The sequence below is a fragment of the Mesorhizobium sp. M7A.F.Ca.CA.004.06.1.1 genome (assembly GCF_003999135.1).
Taxonomy (GTDB): Bacteria; Pseudomonadota; Alphaproteobacteria; order Rhizobiales; family Rhizobiaceae; genus Mesorhizobium.
Genome location: NZ_RZPQ01000193.1, coordinates 1 through 8610, shown reverse-complemented (window position 1 = coordinate 8610; position 8610 = coordinate 1). Strand labels below are relative to the sequence as shown.

At 63.1% G+C, this 8610-nt stretch carries 10 protein-coding genes; 8 read left to right on the top strand and 2 right to left on the bottom strand.

The window, feature by feature from the left end; genetic code table 11:
• The coding region (locus EN906_RS14080; RefSeq protein WP_127375222.1) for a DUF930 domain-containing protein at positions 1-297 on the top strand (297 nt) is incomplete at its 5' end.
• Here the strand turns inward: EN906_RS14080 and EN906_RS14075 are convergent.
• Together EN906_RS14075 and EN906_RS14070 are read right to left on the bottom strand one after the other, a co-directional pair.
• Entirely contained in the window at positions 294-968 is a 675-nt protein-coding gene (locus tag EN906_RS14075) for an HAD family phosphatase (protein WP_127269448.1), read from the bottom strand. The genes EN906_RS14080 and EN906_RS14075 overlap by 4 nt on opposite strands.
• Before the next feature lie 93 nt (positions 969-1061).
• Positions 1062-1703, bottom strand: a complete 642-nt coding sequence (locus EN906_RS14070; protein WP_024503716.1) for a hypothetical protein — start codon at positions 1701-1703, stop codon at positions 1062-1064.
• A gap of 195 nt (positions 1704-1898) precedes the next feature.
• On the opposite strand from EN906_RS14070, the gene EN906_RS14065 reads away from it, so the two are divergent.
• From EN906_RS14065 to prmC, 7 genes are all read left to right on the top strand, one after another.
• Positions 1899-2336 (top strand): transcriptional regulator GutM, encoded by a 438-nt coding sequence (locus EN906_RS14065; RefSeq protein WP_127269447.1) that lies wholly within the window; start codon positions 1899-1901, stop codon positions 2334-2336.
• Between the two features lie 88 nt (positions 2337-2424).
• Positions 2425-3186, top strand: coding sequence for a PTS glucitol/sorbitol transporter subunit IIC (locus EN906_RS14060; protein WP_013529328.1), 762 nt, complete (start codon positions 2425-2427; stop codon positions 3184-3186).
• A gap of 16 nt (positions 3187-3202) precedes the next feature.
• The gene (locus tag EN906_RS14055; RefSeq protein ID WP_027038062.1) at positions 3203-4204 is read left to right on the top strand and encodes a PTS glucitol/sorbitol transporter subunit IIB; all 1002 of its coding nucleotides are present in this window, start codon (positions 3203-3205) and stop codon (positions 4202-4204) included.
• Positions 4205-4309: 105 nt separating this feature from the next.
• A complete protein-coding gene (locus tag EN906_RS14050) occupies positions 4310-4690 on the top strand; it encodes a PTS glucitol/sorbitol transporter subunit IIA (RefSeq protein WP_013529330.1) in 381 nt (126 codons plus the stop codon).
• A gap of 56 nt (positions 4691-4746) precedes the next feature.
• Entirely contained in the window at positions 4747-6831 is a 2085-nt protein-coding gene (gene ptsP, locus EN906_RS14045) for a phosphoenolpyruvate--protein phosphotransferase (protein WP_127375221.1), read from the top strand.
• 10 nt (positions 6832-6841) lie between these two features.
• A complete protein-coding gene (gene prfA, locus EN906_RS14040) occupies positions 6842-7921 on the top strand; it encodes a peptide chain release factor 1 (protein ID WP_127266723.1) in 1080 nt (359 codons plus the stop codon).
• The coding region (prmC, locus tag EN906_RS14035) for a peptide chain release factor N(5)-glutamine methyltransferase (RefSeq protein WP_127375220.1) at positions 7914-8610 on the top strand (697 nt) is incomplete at its 3' end. The genes prfA and prmC, both read left to right, overlap by 8 nt.

The window sequence follows — 8610 nt, the reverse complement described above, 5'->3', positions numbered from 1 at the left end:
GAGAATGTCCCGCGCGGTCAACGCGTGGCCACCCTTTGCGGCAATGTCCTCAGCCGGGAACTGCAAAGTGCCGACTATACGGTCAAATGGGTGCCAACCATTACGCTGGACAAAGGCAATGTTCTCAATCCTCCGCAGGCCGCCTTCAGCACCAGAAACGCCTGGTACAACCTAAATTTCCGATGCGAAGTCGACGCCGATGCGACGAGGGTCCTGTCCTTCAACTTCCGTGTGGGCTCATTGGTGCCGCCTGGCGAATGGGCCAGCCGTGGATTCACAAAGTATCGTCTAAACTAGGCCGGCACACCAAACCTAGCCAATTGCCGGCTAACTTCTTGCCAGTCGGCGCAGACGAAATCGGCACCGGCAGCTGTCAGCCGCGCGGCGTGCTCGGCATAGGTATGGCCGCCACCGGTGTAGCCGATCGCCGTCATGCCTGCGGCGACCGCGCCCTGGATGCCGAAGGGCGAGTCTTCGATGACGATGCAGTCAACGGGATTGGCGCCGATCTTGTCCGCCGCGAAGAGGAAGATGTCCGGCGCGGGCTTGCCGTTCTTTACCATCGAGGAACTGTAGATCGCATCGCCGAAGAAACGCGCCAGCCCGGTCACGGCAAGGCTGTGGTTTATGCGCTCGACGGAGGAGGACGAGGCGACACAGCGGTCGCCCGCGAGCGTCTCCAGAAACGCAGTGATTCCCGGTGTCGGCTTCAATTCCTGCGAGAACAGCACCTTGGTCTCGGCCCAGATGTCGCCGTCCGCCGCCGCCGGAAACTGGTGGCCGGTCAAATCCTTGATCCTCGCGATGATATCGGACTGCTTCATGCCGATGCATTGGGCGATGATGCTGGTGTTGACACCGGGCATGCCGTGCTTTTCGTAGACGCGCTCATAGGCGCGGGCGGCCAACGGCTCGCTGTCGACAAGGACGCCGTCGCAATCGAAAATAATAGGCCTTGGTGGCGCCACGCGTTTCCCTCTCGAGTCAATTTTCGCACATCGCTATCGGCAAAAAGTCAAATGTTCAATAGCGCGTGCGTTTTGAGGGCGCGAAGAGCGGGCTCAAAGCTGGCGCAACGCATCGCTCGCACGGGAAGACCCGAGCGCCCGTTGCATGGCTTGCCGGGACTGCGCGCGATCCGGGGTGATCCAGTTCGGCTCGGCGCCGAGAAAGCGGTCGAGGAAAGCCACCGCATAGGCCGGCATCTCGGTCACGTTCTCGCGATAGGACCACCATGTGCGCAAATCGTCGGCGCATTTGTCGATGCCGGGTGCCGTGCCGAATTCCTGCTCGTGGATCGCCGAAATCACCGAGACGCAGTAGTTGGTGTAGAGGAAACCCTCCGGCCAGAAGCGGACGATTTCCAGCGTGCCGGCGTTCGTTTCTGTCTCGATCAGCTGGGTGAGGCCGGAGATTTCTTTTGCCGGCGCCTGTTTTATCAACTCGCGCAGCACGAGGCCGGCGGCAAAGACGATGAAGTCGGCGCGGTCGATCGCGGCGAAGCGCTTCTGCGCCTCCATGATCTCGACCCAGTCCAGAAAGGCCCTGGTGAGTTTGGCCTCGTCGATCTCGAAGCGCACGCCGAACGTGTCCGAGACCACCTTCGCGCTGCCGCGAAAGGTGGCGCGGAACCAGCGCAACTGCCGCAGCCGATGGCGAAGATCGGGCATCAAGGCCAGTTCGTCCCTGAAGGGCAGATCCATGTTCCTCGTATCCTGTTTCCCGGTCAGCCTAGCACAACGGTGGCACCGCCGAAATCGGTCAGCGCCCTTGTGGATGACCGCAGCCGAGGCCAATATCATACATATTGACATTCTCGGAAACAAATGTTCTCACTTTGCTGTTGTCACGCGCCGGTCCAAGGTGCGGTTCAACTGAGGCTTCGGGAGGAGAACCGAATGGCGATTTGGCAGTGGGGACTGCTTCTGCTGGTTATTGTGTGGGCGCTGCAGTCGCTCGGCGTCTGGCTGCAGATGCGGCACTATTCGGATGTCTTCAGGGGCGTCACCGACCAGTACAAGGACGGCTTCGTCGGAGCCGGCAATTTTCGCGGCCGGTTGGCCAAGGGCACCATCGCGCTCGTCGTGGTGACGCCCGATCTGGTCGTGCGCCGCCTGATGGTGATGAGCGGCCGTTCCGTCTTCACCAAGTTCAAAAGACATGAAGAGTTCGAGGGTGTTCCCCTCGATAAACTCCGGTCCAACCCTGCAATCATGGGGGAGGGGGAACCCGGTGTGGCCGAGGCCGTGAAACGAGCGATCGAGCAGATCGACAAGACACGGTCGGAGCCGGGGAAGAAGCCGGGCCTGTCCGGTTTGAATGTAGCAAGGGCTTAGAGCCGGAGGATTTCGGGCTCTAAATCAGAGGGATAGAGGACGCCGCGCACCGACTGGGATCAACTGGCGGGTGGCATAAGGAGGAGAAATGTCTGTATTTTCGTTGTTGGCGCAGCATGCCGACATGGCCGTGCACAATCTGCATGTCGCAGGTGCCATGGTCTCGGATGCCGCATTGCATGGCAAGCTCGCAGTCGAGCATGCCTCCGACCATCTCGTTGTCCTCGCACAAGCGGACAGCGGACCGATCACCGTCGATCAGTTCAAGGAAAAGCTGAAGGACGTCCAGCAGGAAGAGCAGCTCGGCTGGCTGACCGCCATCGGCAAGTATTTCATCGGCATCTTCCAGAAGGGCGGCGAGGTCTTCGCCGGCTTCGTCACCGGCATCATTCCGACGCTGGTGGTGCTGATGACGGCCTTCTACGCCGTCACCGAACTGGTCGGTGAAGAGCGCGTGCATGGTCTGGCGCGCGGCGCCGGCCGGATCGCGCTGACGCGCTACACGCTGTTGCCGCTGCTGGCGGTGTTCTTCCTCACCAATCCGATGGCCTATACGTTCGGATCGTTCCTGGAAGAAAAGCACAAGCCGGCCTTCTATGACGCGGCCGTGTCCTATGTGCACCCGCCGCTCGGTCTGTTCCCGCACATCAATCCCGGCGAGTATTTCGTCTGGGGCGGCATTCTCGTCGCGCTGCTGGAGCTGGAAAAGAAGGGCGTCGTCGTCGCCGGCTACCACGTCAAGGTGGCGATCTGGTACGCCATCGTCGGCCTCGTCGTCATCCTGCTCAAGGGCATGCTGACCGAACGCATCACCGCGATCATGGCACGCCGCCAGGGCGTCGAGCTGTAAGGGCGGGGAGGACATCATGGCCAAGACATACAAAGCCGTAAGGATCACCCAGGGCAAAACCGGCTGGGGCGGCCCGCTCGTCATCGAGCCAACCGAACAGCGCAGCAAGGTTGTTTCCGTCACCGGTGGTGGCATTCACCCGGTGGCGCAGCTTATCGCCGACATGACCGGTGGCGAAGCCGTCGACGGCTTCAGGGCGCCGCCGATCGAAAGCGAGATGGCGGTTGTCGTCGTCGACTGCGGCGGCACCGCACGATGCGGCGTCTATCCGCGCAAGCGCATCCCGACCGTCAATCTGACGCCGGTCGGTCAGTCCGGACCGCTGGCCCAGTTCATCACCGAGGACATCTACGTTTCGGGCGTGAAGCCGGCCAACATCACAATGGCGGACGGATCCGAAACGGTCACGACTGCAGGGGGAGCAGCAGCGATGAGTTCAAGCAACAATGCGGCCGCGGCACCACAGCCGCTGCCGAGCGAAGGTGGGCTGATCGGGCTCATCAGCACGATCGGCCGCGTCATGGGACGTATCGTCGGCATCTTCTTCAATGCCGGCCGTCGCACCATCGATCAGGTCATTCGCAACGTGCTGCCGTTCATGGCGTTCGTGACCATGCTCATCGGTCTGATCCTGTATACCGGCATCGGTGATGTGCTGGCGCAGCCGATGGGTCCGCTGGCCAACAACATCGTCGGCCTGCTGATCATCTCGGCGATCTGCGGCCTGCCGTTCCTTTCGCCCATCCTCGGGCCAGGCGCTGTCATCGCGCAGGTCATCGGCGTTGCCATCATCGGCCCGCAGATCGCCAACGGCACGATTTCGCCGGCGATGGCACTGCCGGCGCTGTTTGCCTACAATACCCAGGTGGGCTGCGACTTCGTCCCGGTCGGCCTGGCGCTCGGTGAGGCCAAGCCTAAGACGATCGAAATCGGCGTTCCGGCGGTGCTCATCAGCCGCCAGATCATGGGGCCGGTCTCGGTGCTGATCGCCTGGGTCGTCAGCCTGATCGTGTTCTAAGGCAATTCCGGGAAAAGCGCATAATGCTTTCCTTTGGAAATTGCGTCAAAACAAAGAGATAGAGCGGTTCACCGCTCTAGGAAAAGTAGAGAAGAGGTTCGCCATATGACGGTTCTGCTGAGAACACGGGTCACTGCCATCGGCCCCGAAGTGGCGGACCTTGCCGAAGGGGGCGTGGTCATCCTGTTTGCGGATGGCTCGCCGCCGGAGCTTGCCGAGGTTTCGGTGCTCCACAAGGCGGAGCAGGGGCCAAGTGACGGAGCGCCCGCCAAGGGCGCTTCGATCACCCTCGGCCCGGTTGCCGCTGTTATCACAGCGGTCGGCTCCAGCGCGTGGAGCAAGGTGCTGGAAATGGGCCATGTCGTCATTTCGTTCAACGGCGCTACGGAGGCCGAGAGGCCCGGCGAGATCTGCGCGTCGCAAGTCGACCCGCAAGCGCTCGTGGCCGCACTGAAGACCGGGGCGATCATCACCATCGCCGCCTGACAGCATTCGCGCCGCGGCCTATGTTGGGAGCGGCGCCCAAAACCAGAGTATTTGCCATGGAACGCTCGACCATCGTCCGAGTGCATGAAGGTTTGCACGCCCGTCCCGCGACGCGGTTCGTGAAGCTCGCCAAGGGCTTCGAATCCGACGTCGAACTGGTCAAGGACGGCAAGGCGGTCAGCGCCAAGAGTTCGGTCAAGCTGATGCTGCTGGCGGTCAAGGAGAACCAGGAAGTCACGGTGCGGGCGAATGGCGCCGATGCCATCGAGGCGCTCGAGGCGCTGATCGGCTACCTCGAGAATCCGCGGGCCGGCCTCGATGATGAAGCGGAAGCGCAGAGCCCGGCGAACGATGCCGGGCAGGAAGCGGCACCCGCGCCCGGATTCGTGCCGGCGGCTCCTGACGGGGCAAACCGCCTGCGTGGCGTGGCCGCCAGCGAAGGTTTCGCCATCGGCCCGGCCTTTGCGCATTTCCCACCCGATATCGCCGGACGGGGCCGCGTGTTGCGGGCCGAGGAGATCGAAGGCGAGATCGACAGGTTCCGCACAGCCGTCGGCGCGGTCCAGGCCCGCATGGATCTTGCGTTGGCGCAGGACAGCCTGTCGGCTGGAGACCGCGGCATCGTCGCTGCGCTGCGCGATATCGCCGCCGACGACAGCCTGACTGGTGAGGCCGAGGGCCTGATCAAGGGCGGCAATGACGCGGTCTCCGCCGTCATCACCGCCGCCTCCACCATTGCCGCCGAATTCAGCGCGGTCGACGATCACTATCTCAACGCCCGGACGGACGACGTTCATGCGGTCGGGCGGCAGATCTGCCTCGTGTTGCTGGGGCAGGACGATATCAGCCTCGAAAACATCCCCGAAGGCGCTATCCTGATCGCCGACGACATCGGTGCCTGGGATCTGGCACGCGCGCCGCTGAAGCGTATCGGCGGCGTGGTGTGCGGCCATGGCGGCGCCACTTCGCACATCGCCATCATCGCGCGCTCGCACGGCATTCCGGCCGTGCTCGGCCTTGGCGGCCAGATCAATGCCTTGCGCACCGCGCGAGAGGTCGCGCTCGACGGCAATGCCGGCCATGTGATCATCGACCCCGACGCGGCGACCCGCGCCGATTTCGCCGGCCGCGTCGAAGCGGCGGCAAAGGAGCGCGCCGGCCTGACCATCTTCAAGACGGTGACGCCGAAGCTTGCCGACGGCAGGATCATCGAGATCGCGGCCAATATCGGCTCACTTGAGGAAATCGAAGCGGCGCAAGAGGCTGGCGCCATGGGCATCGGCCTGTTCCGCACCGAATTGCAATTCATGGTCGCCTCGACATTTCCCCGGGCCGAAGCCCAGGAAAAGCTGTACCGCGACGTGCTCGAAGCGGCGCGCGGCAAGCCGGTCACTTTCCGCACCATCGACATTGGCGGCGACAAGGTGCTGCCCTATTTCAAGGGTGCGATCCAGGAAGAGAACCCGGCGCTTGGCTGGCGGGCGATTCGCCTGACGCTTGACCGGCCGGGGTTGTTGCGCACCCAGATCCGCGCTTTGCTCAAGGCCAGCGGCGGCCGCGAATTGAAGCTGATGCTGCCGATGGTGACCGAGCTGGGCGAGATCGCCCAGGCACGCGAGATCATCGATCGCGAGGTGCGGCATTTGTCGCGCTTTGCCCATCATTTGCCGACCAGCCTGAAGCTGGGCGCGATGTTGGAAGTTCCGTCGCTGTTGTTCCAGCTCGATGAATTGATGAAGGCGGTCGATTTCGTCTCGGTCGGTTCGAACGACCTGTTCCAGTTCGTCATGGCCGTCGACCGTGGCAACACGCAATTGGCAAACCGCTTCGACACGCTGTCGGCGCCGTTCCTGCGTGTGCTCAAGCAGATCGCCGATGCCGGCGTCCGCAACAATACGCCGGTGACGCTGTGCGGCGAACTCGCCGGCAAGCCGATCTCGGCGATGGCGCTGATCGGCCTCGGTTTCCGTTCGATCTCGATGTCGCCGGCCTCGATCGGTCCGGTCAAGGCGATGCTGACGGAACTGCCGCTGGACGAGTTGAAGGCGTTTTTCGACGACAATCTGATGGCTCCGGCACAGGGCTTGCCGATGCGGGCGCTGCTGCAGGCCTTTGCCGACGACCGTTCGATCCCATTGTAGCAGCCTCATCATGGTCAATTTGCCCCGCGATCGTATGGATCAAGTCGTCAAGCGTTTCGAGATGCTCGAAGCGCAGATGTCGGCTGGTCCGGCGCCGGATGCCTATGTGCGCATGGCGTCCGAATATGCCGAAATCCAGGATATGGTGGCCAAGGTCAGGGCATTGCGCCTGGCCGAGCGTGAACAGGCCGATCTGGAAGCCATGCTTGCCGACAAGGGCACCGATGCCGAGATGCGGGCGCTCGCCGAGGCCGAGTTGCCGGAGATCGAGGAGCGCATCGAGGCATTGCAGAAGGATATCCAGATCCTGCTGTTGCCCAGGGATGCCGCCGACGACAAGAACGCCATTCTCGAAATCCGCGCCGGCACCGGCGGTGACGAGGCCGCGCTGTTCGCCGGCGACCTGTTTCGCATGTATGAGCGCTACGCCGCCGAACGCGGCTGGCGTTTCGAAACCGCCTCGGCCAGCGATGGCGACGCCGGCGGCTTCAAGGAAATCATCGCCACCGTGTCGGGCAAAGGCGTCTTTGCGCATCTGAAATTCGAATCCGGCGTGCACCGCGTGCAGCGTGTGCCGGCAACGGAGGCCAGCGGGCGCATCCACACCTCGGCCGCAACCGTCGCGGTGCTGCCCGAAGCCGAAGAGGTCGACATCGACATCAGGGCCGAAGACATCCGCATCGACACGATGCGCGCCTCGGGTTCGGGCGGCCAGCACGTCAACACCACCGATTCGGCCGTCCGCATCACCCATCTGCCAACCGGCATCATGGTCGTGCAGGCGGAGAAGTCGCAGCATCAGAACCGCGCCAAGGCCATGCAGATCCTGCGTGCCCGGCTCTATGATCTGGAGCGCGGCAAGGCCGACGAGGAGCGTTCCGAATCGCGCAAGTCGCAGGTCGGTTCCGGTGACCGCTCGGAGCGCATCCGCACCTATAATTTCCCGCAAGGCCGCGTCACCGACCATCGCATCAATTTGACGCTCTACAAGCTCGACCGGGTGATGATGGGTGAACTCGACGAGATCATCAACGCGCTGATTGCCGATCACCAGTCGAAATTGCTCGCCGACATCGGCATCGATGACTGACCTGCCCGACGCACTCGGCCCGCTGCTGCGGGAAGCGTGGGCCCGGCTTGGCACCACTGTCGACGACCCGGCGCTCGATGCGCGGCTGATCGTCGAGCATTTTTCGGGCACGACGCGCACGCAAGCCATTGCGGACCCTGAACGCAGGCTCGGCGCCGGCATTGTTGCCGAAATCGATGCCGCCCTGAGACGCCGCGCTGGCGGCGAACCGGTGCATCGCATCCTCGGCTATCGTGAATTCTACGGTTTGCGCCTGTCGCTGTCGCCGGAAACGCTGGAGCCGCGGCCGGATACCGAAACGCTGGTCGAGGCGATATTGCCCTTCGTCAAGGCAGTTGCGGCGCGGGAAGGCGGGTGCCGCATCCTCGATCTTGGCACCGGCACCGGCGCCATTGCGCTGGCGCTGCTCAGCGTCGTACCGACGGCTAGCGCCACCGGCGTCGATCTGTCCGCAGGTGCGCTGGCGACGGCGGCCAGTAATGCCGGGAAACTGGGTCTTGCAGACCGGTTCACGGCGCTGCAGTCGGACTGGTTCGAAAAAGTTTTCGGCCGGTACCATGTAATCGCCGCAAACCCTCCCTATATAACCACCGAAGACATTGGAAATCTGCAGGACGAAGTCCGCAATTTCGACCCGCGCCTGGCCCTGGATGGCGGCGCGGACGGTCTGAACCCCTACAGAACCATCG

Bases quoted from the DNA above. Each gene is read 5' to 3' on its own strand.
- EN906_RS14070 (WP_024503716.1), bottom strand. From the start codon at position 1,703: ATGGATCTGCCCTTCAGGGACGAACTGGCCTTGATGCCCGATCTTCGC.
- EN906_RS14065 (WP_127269447.1), top strand. From the start codon at position 1,899: ATGGCGATTTGGCAGTGGGGACTGCTTCTGCTGGTTATTGTGTGGGCG.
- EN906_RS14060 (WP_013529328.1), top strand. From the start codon at position 2,425: ATGTCTGTATTTTCGTTGTTGGCGCAGCATGCCGACATGGCCGTGCAC.
- EN906_RS14055 (WP_027038062.1), top strand. From the start codon at position 3,203: ATGGCCAAGACATACAAAGCCGTAAGGATCACCCAGGGCAAAACCGGC.
- EN906_RS14050 (WP_013529330.1), top strand. From the start codon at position 4,310: ATGACGGTTCTGCTGAGAACACGGGTCACTGCCATCGGCCCCGAAGTG.
- ptsP (WP_127375221.1), top strand. From the start codon at position 4,747: ATGGAACGCTCGACCATCGTCCGAGTGCATGAAGGTTTGCACGCCCGT.
- prfA (WP_127266723.1), top strand. From the start codon at position 6,842: ATGGTCAATTTGCCCCGCGATCGTATGGATCAAGTCGTCAAGCGTTTC.